Here is a 17,624-nt window from a genome sequence, read left to right as displayed (position 1 = left end):
AGCTCCTGAGTAGAGTAGGGCGTTAAGTAAACGCCAGCGTTGGAACATCGACGATGCTGGAACCGCCATCGGCGACCAGCGTCGCGCCGCTGATGATGGCGGCCTGCGGAGAGCAGAGAAACTGACAGGCCCGGGCTATCTCCTCGGGGCTGGCGGGGCGGCGTAGCGGAACGTCGCGGCATACCCGTTGATAGGCCTCGGCAAGCGACAGCCCGTGTTCCAGCATCAGTGGAATCATCTCTTCATCCGCCATCGGAGTGGTGACCCAGCCGGGACAAATCGCATTGGCGCGGACGCCCTGTGGGCCGTAATCGCGGGCGATGGAGCGCATCAGGCCAATTAACGCGTGTTTGGCGGTGACATAGCCACAGGCCTGCGGCCCGGCGGCGAGCGAGGCGATGGAGGCGACAAACAGCACATTGCCGCGGCAGGCAATCAGTGAAGGCAGGCAGGCGCGCACGCTGACGAAAGCGCTGTTCAGGTTCGCGTCCAGCGCCTCGCGCCATTGGCGATCGCTGGTATCGGCGGCGGCGCTATTGCCCATGCCGCCGGCGCTGCAGATGAGTACATCAATACCGTGAGTCTGGTCGAGAATCGGCGGTAGCAGCCGTTCCCGCCAGACGTCGCCGTCGGCGGCATCGCCCACCAGCGCCGTCGCACCGGTTTCAACGGCGATCTTGTGTAGCGGCGCTTCACGTCTGCCGGTAATAAACACCCGATCGCCCGCCGCGCTCATCAACCGCGCGCAGGCGGCACCAATCCCGCTTCCGCCGCCGGTAATCACCACGACTCTCGCCATCCGCTCTCTCCTGTAATGGGGTTCAGGATTACCTTAGAAAGCGAGTCTACTTCCGGCTATCGCCCGGAAGAACGATAGCCGGGTTCGTTTATTTGCCCTCGCTCACAGGAATGGCCTGCGGCGCGGGCACCGGCTTCATGGTCGCCGGATCGACCGCCAGGTAGCGTCCGGTTTTGCTATCGATGCCGACATAATCGATCATCTTGCCCTGCGCTTTGGTAACCATGGTGCGCTTAGCAAATGCCTCGTAGGCGTCGCTCATGGCTTTGACCCGGTCGGCATGTTGGGCCGCGATATCGTGCGTTTCCAGCGGATCGTCATGCAGGTTAAACAGCTGCCACGGCGCGTCGCCGGCGCTGAGGCCGAGCTTGACTAAGCGCCGCAGCTTCCAGTCGCCATCGACCCAGGCTGCCTGATTATGCAATTCGACCCCGTACTTCGAGCGCGGTGGCGTCTGCGTTTCACCGGTCAGATAGCGCTTAAAGCTGACGCCAATCATCGGCAATACGGGTTTCTTAGCCAGCGATTTGTTGGGATCGATGCCGGCGAATTCGTATAGCGTTGGCGCCACGTCGTACACCGCCATCGTTGAGGCGTCGATTTTACCGCGCCGGGTAATGCCGGGGCCGGAGATCATAAAGTCGGTATTGATGCCGCCCTGGGCGCTGGTGGTTTTGTGGTAGTTGGCGTAGGGGGCGTTGCTGACGTTGGCCCAGTGGGGGCCGTAGGAGACAAAGGATCCTTTGCGGCCCACGTTGTCATAACTGTTATCGAACTGCTTCCAGAATTCGGGGGTGGATTCGTAATAAAAACCCTGTGCCGGGTTGGCGCCGTTATCGGTTAAAAACACCAGCAGGGTATTTTTATCGCGCCCGGTTTGTTTCAGCGTCTCCATCAGCGTGCCGATTTGCGCGTCCATATTGGCGATCATCGCCGCATATACCTGCATCACTTTCGCCGTATATTTCTGCTGCTCTGGCGTTAGCGCTTCCCACTCTTTATCCAGCTCCAGATGCGGCAGCGGGGTGTCGTCATGAATAATTCCCAACGCTTTCAGGCGGGCGATGCGCTGGCGATAGACCTCGGCGTAACCCTGCTCATACTGGCCTTTAAAGCGCTTAATCCACTCGTCCGGCGCCTGCAGGGGGTCATGAGGGGCGGTGAAAGCCAGCCAGGCGAAGACCGGCTGCTCCTTCGGCGTCGCTTTAATCCAGCTATTCATCTGGCGGGCGTAAGCTTCGCTGGAGTAAAAATCATCCGGCAGGGAGACGCGCTCGCCATCGCGGGTATAGTAAGTGTGGAACGCCTCGACGGTTCCGAGCGGTATCGCATCATTAAAATGGCTGGTGCCGCCGCCCATAAAGGCGAAGGAGTGGTTAAAGCCACGATCTTTCGGCGTGGCGCCGGGAACAAAACCGAGATGCCATTTGCCGGCCATCAGCGTGTTATAGCCGGCATCTTTAAAGCGCTCGGCCATGGTGGTGACGCGGTCGGTCAGCCGCAGCTCGTAACCCTCCTTGCCAATGGTGCTGTCGTACCACCACATGCCGCCCATCCCGGCCTGCTGGTTACTGTTGCCGGTCAACAGCATCGAACGCGCCGGGGCCGACATCGGCGAGGTGTAATACTGGCTCATGCGGATACTTTGCTCCGCCATGGCCTGCAGGTTAGGGGTGGGGATCTCACCGCCGAAGGGGCTGATATCGGAATAACCCATATCATCGGCGATAATCACGATGACGTTTGGATGCTCATTCTGCGCGCCGTGCGCGCCGCCGGCGAGGATCATGCTGACCGCCGCGGCCATGGCTTTTTTGTTCACGACTGACTCTCCTGTTCATAGTGGGACAACCATCAGGGCAAAGGGCTACGCGGGATGCGCGGCCCCAACAAACGCGGCCCGCCAGGCTTTCAGGCCGTTAAGGTCGCGGGAAAAGGGGCGTACTGGCGCGAGGATTTCGCTAAAGAAACGGTAATAACCGCCGCAGAGGCGGTTGTTGCCAGCGGCGTTGAGATGCGCGGGGCAGCCGCCCTGGCAGACCATTTTTACGGAGCAAGTCTGACATTCGCGGCGCTGGCTTTTTTGCTGGCCGAAAGGGAGCTGAACAGACGCGTCGACCGCGGCGGCAAGCGTCTGCTCGTCAAGGCGACCCAGACGGTGTTCGGCGTTGATCAGATGATCGCAGGCGTAAAGCTGTCCATCCGACTCCATCACCAGATTGCTGCCGCAGCGGGCGCTATGCACGCAGCTGCCGCTGGTATGGGTAAAGTACTGCGCCCACGCCTGTTCGATATTGATGACGAATACCCGCCCCATATCGCAGCGCTTTTGCCACTGTCGCCAGATACCGACCATAAAACGCCCCCAGTTATCGGCGCTGAGCTGATAACCCTCACGCAGCGCGGCGCCTTCGCTCATTAGCGGCTGGAACTGCAGATAGCGCGCGCCAAGCGTGACCACCCGGTCATAAATCGCCGCCGCGTGGGCGGCGATTTCGTTATGCACCACTACCAGCAGATTAAACTCCACCTGATGCTGGTGGAGCAGGGCGATACCGCGCAGCGCAGCCGGCCATGAAGCCTGCCCGCGTTTATCAGGACGATGGTGGTTTTGCAGCGCTTCGCTACCTTCGAGGCTGACGCCGATAATAAAGCCATGTTCGCGGAACAGCCGGCACCAGGCGTCGTTGATCAGCGTCCCGTTGGTCTGCAGGCTATTGCTGATGGTTACGCCATCAGGGGCGTAGCGCTGCTGCAGAGCGAGCGCTTTTTTATAAAAACGCAGCCCGGCCAGTAGCGGCTCGCCGCCCTGCCAGACAAAGTTGATTTCCCGCGCGCTGGCGGGCTGGGCGGCAATATAGCGGCGGATAAACTGCTCCAGCCGCGCCTCGTCCATCTTCTTAACCGGCGTTTCATCCTGCGGGTAGTAGCAGTAGCGGCAGGCGAGGTTGCAGGCGGGGCCAATCGGTTTCATCAGAATATGAAACGGCAGCGATGAGCGCGGTTCAACGGCCAGCGGAATTTGCTGCTGGCGTAAGGCGGCGATATTCAGCATCGGCTTATCCTCTATTAATTGCTGGCCTGGGCGGCATATTTGGGCAATAGCAAGTCAGGCGTAATCCGTTGATTAAGCCGCGGCGTTAAATTATCGACATCCTTTTTAGGGTATAAATGAAAAAATGCAAAAAACTATCGTTCTTAAGGATGAGATCGGACCTGCCAATATAAGGGTTTTTAATCCTTGCCGGAAAATAACGCGTAATGTTAATAACTTTTGTTTATGTTTTAACGCCGCTACGTTAACAGATAGCAGGGCGATTTTTAAATGCTTTAAATAACAATGTATTGATGAAAAGTTTGTAATCGATATCACATTGTTAACATGTTAATGATTGTGTTACTTAAATGTGAAATGTATGCTTCATCTTACTCTGGTAATCCGCGTGTTACGCACCACCACCTTGACGGGGGGAAATATCATGTCTGCTTTATTAAAAGCCAGTCGTAATGATGCGATAATAGCCCGTTGTTTACAGACTATTTCACAGTTAATTCCACTGTCTTCAGCGGTTTTTTATCGAGTAAATAATCGTTTAAAACCTGAAAACTATATATTGCATAATATTTCGGATAATACACACCAACAATATCTGGAGAGCTTCCAGCCGTTGGATCCGCACCTGCCGGCGCACTTTAGCCACCAGAGCACGACCATGGCGGCGATGACGCCGCGGCTCTGCGACCGCAACCGCCATTACTATCATGAATTTATGTTGCCGAATAACGTACGCGACATGACCGAAATCTTTATTCGCCGCGAACGGCGGATCGTTGCCGGTATCTCGCTGATGCGCGACGTGCCTTTTTCCAGCGAGGAACGGTTGCGGGCCCAGGCGGTATTGCCGTTGGTGGAATTGGCTATTCGCGATTTCCTGCAGGAAGAGGATGAACTCCCTGCCATCCTGACGGCCAAAGAGCGCGAAATCGTCGGCATGGTGCGTGAAGGCGCCAGCAATAAGCTGATTGCCCGCCAGTTGGATATCTCGCTCTCGACGGTGAAAACCCATCTGCGCAATATTTTCGCCAAGACCGAAGTCGTCAACCGGACTGAACTCGTTTCCCGAACCTGGATGCCTGCCGCTCAGCGTACGCTGCATCTGTAATCTGACTATCGCATCCCGCGCGCGCCGTGGCAGCACGGCGTTTTCCTGATGCCTGTGGGTATCACTCCCTGGATAACCGTCCGGGGGGAGGCTTTTTTGACTGGAGCACGCCCTACGATGTCGAGTACACCTCTTTCTGAAAATACCCTTTCCCGGCCTGACGGGCTGGTGGTGTCGCTGCGTTTGCTGGCGGCGATTGTTATTTTCGCCGCCATTGCGCCGGGGATTTTAATGACCGCGCCGGCGGTGGCGGCGCAGCTGGCCAGCGAATGGCACCTTAAACCAGGACAGATCGGCTGGCTATTTTCGGCGGAGCTCGGCGCGATGAGCCTGGCGACGCTCCCGGCGTGGTGGTGGATGAACCGCCTCGACTGGCGGCGGGTGGCACTCGTCGCCTGCGCGGTATTTCTGCTCGCTAACCTTGCTTCGGCGGTGGTAACTCAGTATGCGTCGCTGCTGGCGGTACGCTTTATTGCTTCCCTGGCGGGCGGCACGCTAATGATTTTGTGCATCAGCTGCGCGGCGGGAACGCCGAATCCATCGCGGGTGTACGCATTCTGGGTACTGGGGCAGCTGCTGTTAGGCATGCTTGGCCTGCTGGTGTTGCCCGGCCTGTTCGTGACCTTTGGCCTGAAGGTTGTTTATCTGATTCTCGCCGCCATCATGCTCTGCTGTTTGCCGCTGGTTTCCGCCTTCCCGTCGTGTTTTCAAGCGCGATCGGCTTCCCATCGCCAGCCGCCTGCGGCGTCGTGGCGAAAGGCGCTGGCGGTGCTCGCAGTTCTCACCTTCTATATCAGCCTCAGCGCGGTATGGACCTTTATCGGCACCATCGGCAGCGGGGCGGGGTTGAGTCCGACACAGGTCGGTCTGGTGCTGGCGGCGGCGACGGTGTTCGGCATTATCGGCGCCGGCGGCGCGGCGCTGCGCGGTACCCAACGTCCGGACCGGCTGGCGGTGTGGCTGGGATACGCGCTGCTGATCGCCAGCGTGCTGTTACTGACGGGCCATCCGCTGCTAGTGCGTTACGCCATTGCGGCGCTGCTGTTTAAGTTCACCTGGACATTCGTGCTGCCCTTTATCCTCGCTCGCGTGGCCGCGCTCGATAATAACGGCCGGTTGATGAACAGCATCAATCTGGTGATCGGCGGCGGAATGGCCGCCGGTCCGGCGCTCGCGGGGGCCTTACTGCAACACTTCGCCAGCGCCAATCCGCTGCTGGCGGCGGCAGGCGCCTGCGCGCTGCTGTCGCTGATTTTGATTGTGGCGGCGTCGTCCGCCGGAAAAGGTTTAGCCAACGGGAGGATAGAGTGAAAAGAAAAACCGGTTTCTTCTTTGATGAACGTTGTTTCTGGCACAGTACCGGCCTGCACGCGGTAACGCTGCCGGTCGGTGGTTGGGTGCAGCCGCCGGCCGGCGGCGGCCATGCCGAGTCGCCGGAGACCAAACGGCGGATGAAAAACCTGATGGACGTCTCCGGGCTGACGCCGCAGCTGGAACTACGCAGCGCGGCGGCGGCGAGCCTTGAGGACCTGCGGCGGATCCATCCCGATAGCTATCTTGAGCGTTTTAAGTCAATCAGCGATAACGGCGGCGGCATGCTCGGCAAAGAGGCGCCGCTGGGGCCGGGGAGTTATGAAATCGCCTCTCTTTCCGCCGGACTGGCCTGCGCCGCCGTGGAAGCGGTGTTGAAAGGGGAGCTGGATAACGCCTATTCGCTGTCGCGGCCGCCCGGACATCACTGCCTGCCGGACCAGTCGATGGGGTTTTGTTTCCTCGCCAATATTCCCATTGCCGTTGAACGGGCGAAAGCGTTGCTGGGGCTCGGCAAGGTAGCGATTATTGACTGGGACGTTCACCACGGTAACGGTACGCAGCATATCTATCTGCAGCGCGATGACGTGCTGACTATCTCATTGCATCAGGATGGCTGCTTCCCGCCGGGCTACTCCGGGGAGGACGATCGCGGTGTTGGCGCGGGCGAAGGTTACAACATCAATATTCCGCTGCTGGCCGGGGCGGGCGACGACAGCTGGCGCTATGCGCTGGAAACTATCGTCATTCCCGCGCTGGCGCGTTTTGAACCGGAGTTGATCATTGTCGCCTGCGGCTATGACGCCAACGCGATGGATCCATTAGCGCGGATGCAGCTACATAGCGACAGCTTTCGCGCGATGACCGAACAGGTCCAGCAGGCGGCGGATCGACTATGCGGCGGGAAACTGGTGATGGTGCATGAAGGCGGCTACGCCGAGTCCTACGTGCCGTTTTGCGGCCTGGCAGTGATGGAAACGCTGAGCGGGGTGCGCACCGGGGTTCAGGATCCGCTGCTGGAATTTATTCAGCAGCAGCAGCCGCGCGCCGCGTTCGCGCAGTTCCAGCGCCAGGCCATCGATCGGCTGGCGCAGCAGTTCGGTTTGCTATAAAACGCCTCAGCTTCCCCGCTGTGATGGCGGGGAAGTCAATGCTTTCTCTTCTGCGATTTCACCGCGCATCCACTGACTTATCGCCTGATTAATCATCGCCAGTACGCTGAGCAGCAGCATCCGCTGCTGCGCTTCGAGCTTCAGATAACGGCGCAGCGGCGGCATTTTACAGACCACTTCGCTGGCGGCCCAGGGTTCAATGCGGCAGCGCCAGCCGCTATCGTCAAAGGTCAACGAAAAGCGGCGGTAGTCCAGCTCGCTTAAGGTCTGCTGGAGATTAGGAAAACCGTTGAGATAGCCGGCGAGTTCCGCGCTCTCTTTACTGCCGATAAAGCGGATGGGCTGACGTTTCAGCCAGCCGGATTGGTGGGCGCGGATCTTGCCGCGAGCGGGCCGGGTAACCGGCCCCTCGACGACAAACTCGCAGCTGTGAATGCTGGCCATAAATAGCCGCTTCTGGCGCACGCTGAAGGTGACGGCGGTGACGTCGTTTAGCCGCAACATCGCGCTGCTTTCGCTCAGTTTTTCGCTCGGCCAGCCCGCTAAGTCGCGCTGCACCGCGTTCATTAATGGCGTTTCATACCAGGGGACGGAGGACATCAGGCGTCATCTCCCCGCGGGTCTGTTTCTCGTAATTGCCGATAGCGCGCTCGACCACCTCTTCCACCTCCAGCGGCTTGAACGGATTAACGCGCTGTACGCACAGCGTCCAGAACAGGGCATAGGCAGCGGTCAGGCCGAGCATAATCCCGAACGGCACCAGCACCTCGCGGCTGTCCATTCCCGGTGGGGTAATATTCACGATCGCGATGATAATTCCGACGCTGGAGATAATCTGCGGTAGCGGAAACCACGGCGAGCGGTAGGCGCGCGGCAGGTCCGGGCGGCGAATGCGCAGCATCACCACCGACAGGGTGACCAGCAGATAGGCTACGCCCCAGGCGCAGACCGCGGCGAGGATCAGCGGCACGATGCGGTCCAGATCGCCGTTCAGGTACCAGGCGTGCAGGCAGGGGATGGCCACGCCGATGGCAATCGCGATCACCGGTGTTTTGAAGCGCGGATGCAGCCAGGTAAGAAAACGCGGCAGCGCGCCGTCCAGCGCCATACCGTAAATAATACGTGGCACTGCGGCCATCAAGGTATTAATTGTGGCGCAGCCCGCCAGCAGCAGGCCGACCCCGAGCCAGTACTGGCCGGCGTGGCCCATCACCCGCTCGGCGAAGGCCGGGATCGCCATCGGCGTGTCCAGCAGATGGATGTTATTCGCCGCATCGACCACCACGTTTTCCACCTGGCGGTTAATCGCCGCGCCGTAGATAAACATGCAGCTGGCGACGCCCAGTAAACCCAGCGCCATCGCCCGCGGAATGGTGCGGTGGGCTTTTTTGATTTCCGGCGCCATCGGCGTCACCAGTTCGCAGCCGACGAACATAAACATCGCCATGCCGATATAGCCGAACAGGCCGGAGATATCGCTAACGTTCAGCGGCGTGCCGAACCAGCCGGAAAGGTGAGTCACCGGCGCCATAAAAATGCCGCACAGGCCGAAAATGGTCAGCGTCGTCCACATGCCAAAGGTGAGCACCACTTCGACCTTGCCGAAAATTTCCACGCCAATGGCGTTCAGCAGGCCGAAAATGACCACCATACCGACGCCGACCATCCAGGTGTTTTGATGGGCGGCCATCTGCGCGTTGACCGATTCGAAGTTCACCAGCGCCATAATGCCGGCGAGAATGGTCTCCGCGGTGCCGGCGAAGATATGGACGATAAGATAGGCGCACAGCGCGCCGGTAATGGCGAAGAAGCGGCCCATACCGCAGGAGATATAGTCGTACACCGAACCGGTGGTGGGGATTAACGTCGCGGCTTCAGCGAAGGTAGTGACCTGCGCCTGCATCATAATAAAAGCCAGCAGTACCGCCAGCGCGAAGGTGTCGCCGCCCATGCCGAATCCGCTGGTGACCGTCAGGATCACCGGGCTTGCCATAATCAGCCCAACCGAGCTGGCGAGGGTCGTCGGAAAGCCGACGACGCCGCGTTCAAGATGGCTGGCGAGTCTGTTACTAAACATAGTCAACCTCTGCACAATGTAGGGGAGGGCAGGGAATAGCCAGCGCCACTCCCGGATAGTCATAATTTAGGCGGGCATCCTGCTCAACGAATATCGTCCGGAAGGTGGAGAGCAACGGGTGAATCTGTGACCTGGGCCATGAATGTGGCGGTTGATAAATAAAATAGCCCCGGAAAGCGGGGCCATCTGTCTTGCCACGTTGCGCGTATTTCTGCCGGGTGGCGGCTAGCGCCTTACCCGGCCTACGGTCCGTGCGGCCTGCCTTTAATTTGGCCTCAAAATCCCCGGTGGCGCTGCCGCTTACCGGGGCTACAGCGCTGTGCGATTTGGTAGCCCGGCGAAGGCGTAATGCGCCGCCGGGCATTATCAGCGTGTTAGCGCGTCTCGACGTTCGCCAGATAGTGTTTGACGAAACGTGGGGTGAGGATTTTCCATTCCACTTCGGTACCCTGTTTGACAAACCAGCTGTCCCCCGGCGCGAAGCGCTGCGGCTCGCCGCCGGCGACGGTCAGTTCAACTTCGCCCTCCAGCACGGTGGCGTGTTCGGTAAACGGATAGGTCATGGTAAAGCTCCCTTCGGTGGACGAAAACAGTCCGCAGGTAAAGGCGTCCTGCGGCTCGCCGTAGATCATCGCCCCGGCCACCTGCGGGTCGCCGACGGTCGGCGTCGCGCCGAGCAGGCTGACGCTGCCGATCGGCTGCAGTTCAGGTACCGGGTGTTTGAGTTTAAAAGCGTGCATAGCGTTCTCCTGATTAACTCCGGCCTTTCCAGAAACCGGCGGTTTGATGCATCAGTTTTCCGGCGGTGACTAATAGCAAGCGCAGGCTGTCACGGCCGTGGATGGTCGCGTGGGGAATGCTGCTTAGCAGACGATAGCGGTCGGAACCGCCATTGATCCCTTCGGCGAGGATTTTGCACACGATGTGCGAGGGGGTGACGCCGAAGCCGGAGTACCCCTGGACATAAAAGACGTTGTTATGGTCGCGTAAGGTGCCAATCTGCGGGAACAGGTTGGCGCTGCAGGCCATCGGCCCGCCCCAGGCGAAATCGATCTTCACATCTTTAAGGTACGGGAAGACCTCCGCCAGCAGCGTACGATTCCAGGCGGCGAAATCGTTCGGCGTATACTCCAGGAAGCGGGTGGCGCTACCAAACAGCAGGCGGTTTTCACGAGTGACGCGATAGTAGTTAATCACCGGGCGAATATCGCTGAAGGCGCCGCGCAGCGGGCTGATGCGCTCGATCAGTTCATCGGAGAGCGGCTCGGTCGATACCTGATAAGAGTAGGTGACCAGCGTTTTGTTGTAGATCTCCGGCTCCATATTGTTGAGGAAGCTGTCGCAGGCCCACAGCAGTTTGGCGGCTTTAACGCTGCCCATCGCGGTGCGCACCTGCACCTGTTTGCCGTAATTCACCTCCACCACCGGTGAGGATTCGAAAATTTTCACCCCCAGAGAATGCGCGGCCTGTGCCGAACCAAGCAGCATATTGAGTGAATGGATCTGCCCGCCGCCCATATGTTTCAGCGCGCCGCAGTAGACCTCGGAGCCGACCACCTGCTGTACCTCTTTCCCGGTATACAGTTCAATCTCTTCATCCGGGGTAGCGGCTTTAAACTCCTTTTCCCACTGGCGCAGCGTTTTAAGCTGCCGCTGGTTATAGGCCAGGTAGCCGTAGCCGGGGACGAAATCGGCGTCGATGTTGTATTTACGGATGCGTTCGCGAATGATGCCTGCGCCGAGATTGGCGATTTTAAACAGCGTTTCCAGCCCCTCTTTGCCGACGTGTTTTTTCACCGCTTCGATATCGTGACCGATCCCGGCCATCACCTGGCCGCCGTTGCGCCCGGTGCCGCCATAGCCAAGATGGCGCGCTTCCAGCACCACCACGTTGGTGATCCCCTGTTCCGCCAGTTCCAGCGCGGTGTTAATGCCGGAAAAGCCGCCGCCGATAATCACCACATCGGCTTCGATATCTTCCCGCAGCGCCGGAAAATGGAGCTGGTATTTCTTCGTCGCGCCGTAGTAGTTCAGCGCATCGATTTTAATATTCATCGCGTTACCCTGTCGTCTTGCCTGGCTCAATGTCCTCATCACAGCACGCCGCGCGGGCGTTGAATATCGTCCGGAAGAATGACGTTCTTTAGAACGATGGGCGGCGCGGCGCAACCGTGCTGTGATGGGCTAACTTTGCTGAAAAACGGGTGCTGACGATGAGCGAAATAACCTTACTGGCGGAAGTGACCGCCTTTTTACGCCAGCCGCACGGGCAGTTTATTGCCGGTCATCGACAGGCGGGCCACGGCGCGCCGTTCGCGGTGATAAACCCGGCGACCGGAGAGGCGATTGCCGAAATCACGGCGGCGGATGTCGGCCAGGCGGACCGTGCCATGGAAAGCGCCCGCCAGGCGTTTAATCAGTGGCGCGAGATGCCGACGCTGGCGCGCGGCGCGCTGCTACTAAAGCTGGCGGACACGCTGGCAGAGCATCGCGAAGAGCTGGCGCAGCTGGAAAGTCTCTGCTCCGGTAAAACCATCATGCTGGCGCGAATGCTCGAGCTGGATCAGTCGGTGGCGTTTTTGCGCTACTTCGCCGGCTGGGCGGGGAAAATCACCGGCGAAACCCTGGATGTCTCGCTGCCGTCGATGGCCGGGGAGAAATATACCGCCTTTACCCGCCGCCAGCCGTTGGGCGTGGTGGTCGGCATCGTACCGTGGAACTTCTCGATTATGATTGCCATCTGGAAGCTGGCGGCGGCGCTGGTCTGCGGCTGCACTATCGTCCTCAAGCCGAGCGAGTATACGCCGCTGACGCTGCTGCGGGTGGCGGAACTAGCGAAAGCGGTAGGTATCCCGGATGGCGTCATTAACGTGGTCAACGGCGCCGGCGGCGAAATTGCCCAACGCCTTATCACGCATCCGGCCTGCGCCAAGGTGAGCTTCACCGGCTCGGTGGCGACCGGGGAAAAAGTCCAGCAGTCGGCCAGTGCGTCAGGTAAACGGGTTACGCTGGAGCTGGGCGGTAAAAACGCCGCGCTGTTTCTCGATGACCTGACGCCGGAGGCCATGGTGAACGGCATTATCGAAGCCGGTTACCTCAACCAGGGGCAGATTTGCGCCGCCGCTGAGCGCTTTTATCTGCCGCAGGGCAAACTGGATGCGGTGCTGGCGCTGCTGAAAGACAGGCTCAGCGCTTTCGCGCCGGGGTCGCCGCTGGATGAACAAACGCTGATGGGGCCGCTGGCCAACCGCCAGCAGTATGACAAGGTCTTGCGGCTCATTCAGACCGCACGCGAAGAGGGGGATACCATCGTCTGCGGCGGCGAAGCGCTGCCCGGCGAGGGCTATTTCCTGCAGCCGACGGCGGTTAAGGTGCGCAGCGAAGAGAGCACCCTGATGCGCGAGGAGACCTTCGGCCCGGTATGCAGCTTTATTGGCTATCGCAGTGAAGAAGAGGCGCTGGCCCGAATTAATGCTTCGCCGTATGGACTGGCGGCCAGCGTCTGGTCGGATAATATCCGCCAGGCGCTGCGCTATTCTCAGGCCATTGACGCCGGGATTGTCTGGGTCAATATGCATACCTTCCTCGACCCGGCGGTGCCGTTCGGCGGCATGAAAGGATCGGGTATTGGCCGTGAGTTTGGTAGCGCGTTTATTGATGATTATACTGAACTTAAATCGGTGATGATGCGTTATTAAACCACAGGAATACCGGAATGCCGCTAATCACCATTAATTAGTGAAACATAAGACTTGCTGGTTATTATTATCTAATCCACCACCAGGCCGCCAAATAATAATTTGGTGGCCTTTTTGTTTACCTCGAATATACGTGCAGGAAAATTACCCGGAAACTTGTACAATAATATCCCGATTAAAAATTGCCGCCAATTAAATTTGCGATTACCAATATGCACCGCGTCATCATCTAATGGATGTCTGGCATTTTATTGTTTGGATTATTGTTAACTAAAAATTATTTAGAGTGTTTTTAATTAACATTTAATTAATTATTTTGGAGGTCACATTGACTACGCCATTAAAAGAGATCGTTATTGTCGGCGGCGGCGCCGGTGGGCTGGAGCTAGCGACCCAACTGGGACGTAAATTAGGGCGCCGAGGGAAAGCGAATATCACCCTTGTCGACCGCAGCCAGAGCCATCTGTGGAAGCCGCTGCTGCACGAAGTCGCCACCGGTTCGCTGGATGAAGGCGTGGATGCGTTAAGCTTTCTTGCCCATGCCAGCAAACACCACTTTTCCTTCCAGCACGGTTCGGTAATGGATATCGATCGGCAGAATAAAACGATTACTATCGCCGCGCTGCGGGATGAACAAGGCGAGGTGTTGGTGCCGGAGCGTAAATTATGTTGGGACACTCTGGTAATGGCGCTGGGCAGTACTTCCAATGATTTCAATACGCCGGGTGTTAAAGAGCACTGTATTTTTCTCGACAGTTCTGAGCAGGCAAAAGTATTTCATCAGCAAATGCTGAACCAATTTCTGCGCTATTCTGCCGACCCTCAGACGTCAGGTAAGGTCAATATTGCCATTGTTGGCGGGGGCGCTACCGGGGTTGAATTATCTGCCGAATTACATAATGCGGTGAAAGAACTGCGTAGCTACGGTTATAAAGATCTGACCAACGAAGCGTTAAATGTCAGCCTGATAGAAGCCGGCGACGGTATTTTACCTGCGCTGCCAAAACGGATTTCCAGCGCTGTGCACGAAAAGCTGACCCAACTTGGCGTGAATGTGATGACCAATACCATGATCACCGGCGTTGAAGAAGGCGGCCTGCATACCAAAGATGGCCAGTTTATCGAGGCGAGTTTAATCGTCTGGGCGGCGGGGATAAAAGCGCCGGACTTCATGAAGGATATTGCCGGGCTGGAGACCAACCGTATTAATCAACTGGTGGTGACCCCGACGCTGCAAACCACGCGTGACGCTGATATTTTTGCTTTCGGCGACTGCGCTGCGTGCCCGCGTCCGGAAGGTGGATTTATTCCACCGCGTGGCCAGGCGGCGCATCAAATGGCGCTCTTCACTGCCGACAATATTATCGCCCGGATGAAGGGGCATAAGTTGAAATCGTTCTCCTATCGCGATCGCGGTTCGCTGGTTTCGCTCTCCGGCTACACGACCTTTGGCAGCATCATGGGGCATCTACCGATCGGCCCGATGATGGTCGAAGGCCGTATTGCGCGGATGGTTTACGATTCGCTGTATCGGATGCACCAGGTGACGCTGCACGGTTATTTTAAAACCGGCCTGATGATGTTGTCCGGCGGGATTAACCGGATTATTCGCCCGCGCCTGAAGCTGCATTGATCGTGGTTTTTTAGTCCGCCATGGGGCCCGGTGCCCCGTGCAACTTGCGACAATCCCCCCTAAGTGATAAAAGGTGCCCCTTCACAAAAACACACAGGGGAACGACGTGAAAGACGCGTCAACGTCGTCGGATGCCGTAGAAGAGAGCGGCCCGACGCTTCATCGCGGTTTACAGAACCGACATATTCAACTTATCGCCCTTGGCGGCGCGATTGGGACCGGCCTGTTTCTTGGCATTGGTCCCGCGATTCAAATGGCTGGCCCGGCGGTATTACTGGGCTACGCGGTGGCTGGTATTGTCGCTTTTCTGATTATGCGCCAGCTTGGCGAGATGGTGGTGGAAGAGCCGGTATCCGGTTCTTTTGCCCACTTTGCCTATAAATACTGGGGCCCGTTCGCCGGTTTCCTGTCCGGCTGGAACTACTGGGTGATGTTCGTGCTGGTAGGAATGGCGGAACTGACTGCCGCCGGGATTTATATGCAGTACTGGCTCCCCGATGTTCCCACCTGGGTTTGGGCGGCGGCTTTCTTCATCATTATTAACGCCGTCAACCTGGTCAACGTACGCCTGTACGGCGAGGCGGAGTTCTGGTTCGCGCTGATAAAAGTGCTGGCGATTATCGGCATGATCGCCTTTGGCCTGTGGATGCTGTTTGGCGGCCACGGCGGCAGCAAAGCCGGTTTTGATAACCTGTGGAAGCATGGCGGTTTCCTCGCCACTGGCTGGCATGGCCTGGTGCTGTCGCTTGCGGTGATTATGTTCTCCTTCGGCGGCCTGGAGCTTATCGGCATCACCGCTGCGGAAGCGCAGGACCCGGAAAAGAGCATTCCGAAAGCGGTCAACCAGGTCGTTTACCGTATCCTGCTGTTTTATATCGGCTCGCTGGTGGTGCTGCTGGCGCTCTATCCGTGGGTAGAGATTAAATCCGATAGCAGCCCGTTTGTGATGATTTTCCATAATCTTGACAGCAACGTGGTGGCCTCCGCGCTGAACTTCGTCATTCTGGTGGCATCGCTGTCGGTCTATAACAGCGGCGTCTACTCCAACAGCCGGATGCTGTTCGGCCTGTCGGTACAGGGCAATGCGCCGAAGTTTCTCGCCCGCGTCAGCAAACGCGGCGTGCCGGTGAATTCGCTACTGCTGTCAGGCGTTATTACCTCGCTGGTGGTGGTGCTCAACTATCTGCTGCCGCATGAAGCGCTGGGGCTGCTGATGGCGCTGGTGGTGGCGACGTTGCTGCTGAACTGGATCATGATCTGTATGGCGCACCTGAAGTTTCGCGCCGCGCAGCGTCGTAAGGGGCGTGAATCGAAGTTCAAAGCGTTACTGGCGCCAGCCAGCAACTACTTCTGTATCGCCTTTCTCGGTTTGATTCTGGTGCTGATGTGCACCATTGACGGGATGCGTCTGTCGGCAATACTGCTGCCGGTGTGGATTATCTTCCTGTTTGCCGCTTTCAAACTGCTGCGCCGCCCGGCGTAAGGCTTATCGCCCCGCGGAGTGGCGGGGCGACATTACAAATGCTATGACGACAGCGCGCCCGACAGTGAACGAATGTCGTTGCCGGTTGGCGTCTGGTGAATACGCAGGCCGAACTCGTCAACCACCGCAAAGATATGGTCGAAGATATCCGCCTGAATACCTTCATACTCCGCCCACACCACGGTATTGGTGAAGCAGTAGATCTCAATCGGCAGGCCGTTAGCGTCCGGCGCCAGCTGGCGCACCATCATGGTCATATCCTTACGTAGCCGAGGGTGGTTGCGCAGATACTCCTGCAGATAGGCGCGGAAGGTGCCGATATTGGTCATTTTGCGCAGGTTAAGCACCGAGGGTTCATTAGCGTGCTGTTGGTTCCACTCATTAATTTCCTGATGGCGCGAGTCCATATAGGGCTTCAGCAATTTGGCCTGAATCAGCCGCTGCTGCTCCTGCTCGTCAAGAAAATGGATGCTGGTGGTATCGATGTTCAGGCTGCGCTTAATACGACGACCGCCGGAGGCCGACATCCCGCTCCAGTTTTTAAACGAATCCGAGACCAGCGACCAGGTGGGGATGGTGGTGATAGTGTTATCCCAGTTGCGCACTTTTACCGTCGTCAGGCCGATATCAATAACCGCGCCATCGGCGCCGTATTTTGGCATCTCCAGCCAGTCGCCGAGTTTGAGCATGTCGTTGGCGGAAAGCTGGATCCCGGCCACCAGGCCAAGAATCGGGTCTTTAAACACTAACATCAGCACGGCGGCCATCGCGCCAAGACCGCTAATCAGAATCGCCGGCGATTGTCCAATCAGCAGCGATATGATCAGAATGCCGATAATAATCGCCGTGACCAGCTTAATCCCCTGGAAGATACCTTTAAGCGGCAGCTGCGAGGCGGTGGGGAATTTTTGCGCCAGGTTGAAAATCACGTCCAGCAGCGAGAAGAAAGAGAGCATGGCGTAAACCATGACCCACAATTGCGCGCAGGTAGATAAGATTTCCGCCGCTTCGCTGCCTTTCTGCAGCCAGAGCACGGCCTGAACGTTGACGATAATCCCCTGCAGGGTGAACGCCAGGCGGTGGAAGAGTTTATTTTGCGTAATGATCTGCAGCCATAAATGGCTGCTGGCCTGCGCCCGCTTTTCAAAGGTGCGTAGAACCACTTTGTGCAGAATGAGATGAACGACAATCGCCGTCAGAAAAATAATGCCAAAAGTAATGATGAGCGAGGTGGTAGGGGTGATTTTGATGCCTAATGCGGCGATTTGCGATATTAATTCCTGCATAACGTCTCCTGTACATCCAGCGGTTATGATGACCGCTGGATGACTATTATGCAAATCAGAGG

The 17,624-nt window shown here is 57.8% G+C and carries 14 protein-coding genes; 6 read left to right on the top strand and 8 right to left on the bottom strand.

Going from position 1 to position 17,624, the window contains the following annotated elements; genetic code table 11:
- Positions 1 to 22: 22 nt before the first annotated feature.
- The 3 genes from ABLU80_RS05975 to ABLU80_RS05965 form a co-directional block, all read right to left on the bottom strand.
- A complete protein-coding gene (locus tag ABLU80_RS05975) occupies positions 23 to 799 on the bottom strand; it encodes an SDR family oxidoreductase (RefSeq protein WP_015704666.1) in 777 nt (258 codons plus the stop codon).
- A gap of 88 nt (positions 800 to 887) precedes the next feature.
- Positions 888 to 2,621, bottom strand: coding sequence for an arylsulfatase (locus ABLU80_RS05970; protein WP_020079411.1), 1,734 nt, complete (start codon positions 2,619 to 2,621; stop codon positions 888 to 890).
- Positions 2,622 to 2,666: 45 nt separating this feature from the next.
- Positions 2,667 to 3,854: an anaerobic sulfatase maturase gene (locus tag ABLU80_RS05965; RefSeq protein WP_348849828.1), complete on the bottom strand. Its 1,188-nt coding sequence runs from the start codon at positions 3,852 to 3,854 to the stop codon at positions 2,667 to 2,669.
- A 424-nt stretch (positions 3,855 to 4,278) separates the two neighbouring features.
- On the opposite strand from ABLU80_RS05965, the gene ABLU80_RS05960 reads away from it, so the two are divergent.
- The 3 genes from ABLU80_RS05960 (at position 4,279) to ABLU80_RS05950 (ending at position 7,385) form a co-directional block, all read left to right on the top strand.
- The gene (locus tag ABLU80_RS05960; protein ID WP_015367829.1) at positions 4,279 to 4,962 is read left to right on the top strand and encodes a LuxR family transcriptional regulator; all 684 of its coding nucleotides are present in this window, start codon (positions 4,279 to 4,281) and stop codon (positions 4,960 to 4,962) included.
- Positions 4,963 to 5,079: 117 nt separating this feature from the next.
- Positions 5,080 to 6,273 (top strand): MFS transporter, encoded by a 1,194-nt coding sequence (locus ABLU80_RS05955; RefSeq protein ID WP_348849827.1) that lies wholly within the window; start codon positions 5,080 to 5,082, stop codon positions 6,271 to 6,273.
- On the top strand, positions 6,270 to 7,385 hold the full coding sequence (locus ABLU80_RS05950) for a class II histone deacetylase (protein WP_320944422.1): 1,116 nt from the start codon (positions 6,270 to 6,272) through the stop codon (positions 7,383 to 7,385). The genes ABLU80_RS05955 and ABLU80_RS05950 overlap by 4 nt, the downstream gene beginning before the upstream one ends.
- A gap of 6 nt (positions 7,386 to 7,391) precedes the next feature.
- Here the strand turns inward: ABLU80_RS05950 and ABLU80_RS05945 are convergent, their stop codons facing one another.
- The 4 genes from ABLU80_RS05945 to ABLU80_RS05930 form a co-directional block, all read right to left on the bottom strand.
- The gene (locus ABLU80_RS05945) at positions 7,392 to 7,985 is read right to left on the bottom strand and encodes a DUF3156 family protein (protein ID WP_047081044.1); all 594 of its coding nucleotides are present in this window, start codon (positions 7,983 to 7,985) and stop codon (positions 7,392 to 7,394) included.
- Positions 7,963 to 9,462: an APC family permease gene (locus tag ABLU80_RS05940; protein WP_015367825.1), complete on the bottom strand. Its 1,500-nt coding sequence runs from the start codon at positions 9,460 to 9,462 to the stop codon at positions 7,963 to 7,965. The genes ABLU80_RS05945 and ABLU80_RS05940 overlap by 23 nt, the downstream gene beginning before the upstream one ends.
- 374 nt (positions 9,463 to 9,836) lie before the next feature.
- Positions 9,837 to 10,202: a cupin domain-containing protein gene (locus ABLU80_RS05935; protein WP_015704675.1), complete on the bottom strand. Its 366-nt coding sequence runs from the start codon at positions 10,200 to 10,202 to the stop codon at positions 9,837 to 9,839.
- 13 nt (positions 10,203 to 10,215) lie between these two features.
- On the bottom strand, positions 10,216 to 11,517 hold the full coding sequence (locus tag ABLU80_RS05930; RefSeq protein ID WP_020079404.1) for an FAD-binding oxidoreductase: 1,302 nt from the start codon (positions 11,515 to 11,517) through the stop codon (positions 10,216 to 10,218).
- A gap of 158 nt (positions 11,518 to 11,675) precedes the next feature.
- On the opposite strand from ABLU80_RS05930, the gene ABLU80_RS05925 reads away from it, so the two are divergent.
- The 3 genes from ABLU80_RS05925 to pheP all read left to right on the top strand — a co-directional run bounded on the left by ABLU80_RS05925 (position 11,676) and on the right by pheP (position 16,276).
- Entirely contained in the window at positions 11,676 to 13,160 is a 1,485-nt protein-coding gene (locus ABLU80_RS05925; protein ID WP_348849826.1) for an aldehyde dehydrogenase family protein, read from the top strand.
- Positions 13,161 to 13,488: 328 nt separating this feature from the next.
- Positions 13,489 to 14,793 (top strand): NAD(P)/FAD-dependent oxidoreductase, encoded by a 1,305-nt coding sequence (locus ABLU80_RS05920; RefSeq protein WP_047042330.1) that lies wholly within the window; start codon positions 13,489 to 13,491, stop codon positions 14,791 to 14,793.
- A 106-nt stretch (positions 14,794 to 14,899) separates the two neighbouring features.
- The gene (pheP, locus tag ABLU80_RS05915) at positions 14,900 to 16,276 is read left to right on the top strand and encodes a phenylalanine transporter (RefSeq protein WP_047054926.1); all 1,377 of its coding nucleotides are present in this window, start codon (positions 14,900 to 14,902) and stop codon (positions 16,274 to 16,276) included.
- A gap of 41 nt (positions 16,277 to 16,317) precedes the next feature.
- On the opposite strand, the gene ABLU80_RS05910 is transcribed toward pheP, so the two are convergent.
- Positions 16,318 to 17,562, bottom strand: coding sequence for a mechanosensitive ion channel family protein (locus tag ABLU80_RS05910; RefSeq protein ID WP_015367814.1), 1,245 nt, complete (start codon positions 17,560 to 17,562; stop codon positions 16,318 to 16,320).
- Positions 17,563 to 17,624: the final 62 nt, after the last annotated feature.

Origin of the sequence: Klebsiella sp. CN_Kp104, assembly GCF_040064515.1 — a bacterium.
Lineage (GTDB): Bacteria > Pseudomonadota > Gammaproteobacteria > Enterobacterales > Enterobacteriaceae > Klebsiella > Klebsiella aerogenes.
This window is presented reverse-complemented; position numbering and strand designations above follow the sequence as displayed.

Coding starts and splice junctions, on each gene's coding strand:
- ABLU80_RS05975 (WP_015704666.1), bottom strand. CDS start 799: ATGGCGAGAGTCGTGGTGATTACCGGCGGCGGAAGCGGGATTGGTGCC.
- ABLU80_RS05965 (WP_348849828.1), bottom strand. CDS start 3,854: ATGCTGAATATCGCCGCCTTACGCCAGCAGCAAATTCCGCTGGCCGTT.
- ABLU80_RS05960 (WP_015367829.1), top strand. CDS start 4,279: ATGTCTGCTTTATTAAAAGCCAGTCGTAATGATGCGATAATAGCCCGT.
- ABLU80_RS05955 (WP_348849827.1), top strand. CDS start 5,080: ATGTCGAGTACACCTCTTTCTGAAAATACCCTTTCCCGGCCTGACGGG.
- ABLU80_RS05945 (WP_047081044.1), bottom strand. CDS start 7,985: ATGTCCTCCGTCCCCTGGTATGAAACGCCATTAATGAACGCGGTGCAG.
- ABLU80_RS05940 (WP_015367825.1), bottom strand. CDS start 9,462: ATGTTTAGTAACAGACTCGCCAGCCATCTTGAACGCGGCGTCGTCGGC.
- ABLU80_RS05935 (WP_015704675.1), bottom strand. CDS start 10,202: ATGCACGCTTTTAAACTCAAACACCCGGTACCTGAACTGCAGCCGATC.
- ABLU80_RS05930 (WP_020079404.1), bottom strand. CDS start 11,517: ATGAATATTAAAATCGATGCGCTGAACTACTACGGCGCGACGAAGAAA.
- ABLU80_RS05925 (WP_348849826.1), top strand. CDS start 11,676: ATGAGCGAAATAACCTTACTGGCGGAAGTGACCGCCTTTTTACGCCAG.
- ABLU80_RS05910 (WP_015367814.1), bottom strand. CDS start 17,562: ATGCAGGAATTAATATCGCAAATCGCCGCATTAGGCATCAAAATCACC.